Origin of the sequence: Pseudanabaena biceps PCC 7429 (assembly GCF_000332215.1) — a bacterium.
GTDB classification, from domain to species: domain Bacteria; phylum Cyanobacteriota; class Cyanobacteriia; order Pseudanabaenales; family Pseudanabaenaceae; genus Pseudanabaena; species Pseudanabaena biceps.
In genome coordinates this window covers 1-704 of record NZ_ALWB01000436.1, presented here as the reverse complement: position 1 = coordinate 704, position 704 = coordinate 1, and the positions used below count along the sequence as shown (strand labels likewise).

At 39.9% G+C, this 704-nt stretch carries 3 pseudogenes; 1 reads left to right on the top strand and 2 read right to left on the bottom strand.

Features of this window, described 5'->3' with window-relative positions:
* Nucleotides 1-167 (bottom strand): annotated as a pseudogene (locus PSE7429_RS27840) (IS1/IS1595 family N-terminal zinc-binding domain-containing protein); the annotation flags it as partial.
* Between the two features lie 61 nt (nucleotides 168-228).
* On the opposite strand from PSE7429_RS27840, the pseudogene PSE7429_RS28285 reads away from it, so the two are divergent.
* A pseudogene (locus tag PSE7429_RS28285) lies at nucleotides 229-536 on the top strand (transposase); the annotation flags it as partial.
* 32 nt (nucleotides 537-568) lie between these two features.
* Here PSE7429_RS28285 and PSE7429_RS24885 read toward each other — a convergent pair.
* Nucleotides 569-704 (bottom strand): annotated as a pseudogene (locus PSE7429_RS24885) (IS1 family transposase); the annotation flags it as partial.

Sequence of the window (704 nt, the reverse complement as noted above, 5' to 3'; positions counted from 1 at the left end):
ATTGTAACCCCTCAGGACTCTCTGCCACTGTGGATTTTCTACAAATTGACGACCACAGTCCCGACATTTATAATTTTGTTTTGTCCATGCCGAGTACTACCGTTTTTAACCACTGATACGGACTGGCAGGATGGACATGATGGACTTGATGGACTTGACTCTGACATTGCTTTAATCTGTAACAACCATCTAGATATTTTCCCTCATCCTTTCCTTTTTAGGACTACCCCTAATGCCATTGAAACCGTATTTCCCAAGACATAGGTACAGTTGTGCATTGTCCATATGGTGCGTAACTCGGTTTCTTTTGCACCTTGGCAATAGCACTTCGACAAGCTCACTGACTACGCAAGCAAGTTTATGCTGACCTCAAAGCAATTGCGGTGACAAAATCGGAAGCGGAGTTTAACCTTGAGTTGTTTGCTGAGAAATGGGACAAGCAATATCCATCGATCTCCAAGTCTTGGCACAGTCATTGGGCGAATATTATCCCCTTCTTTGCTTTTCCTTCTGAGATTTGTAGGGTAATTTATACTAAGTAGTTGGCGTTGCACAAATGAAAGATGAATCAAGCAAAGGTAGTAAATGATTTGTACTTAAGATAGTGAATTAACAAACGAATTGAATACCTCAACATTTCTTCCGATTTTGAATAACATAAAGTTTTTCTGTGTAATCTGGCTAAATAATGTCTAAGTCTTGTG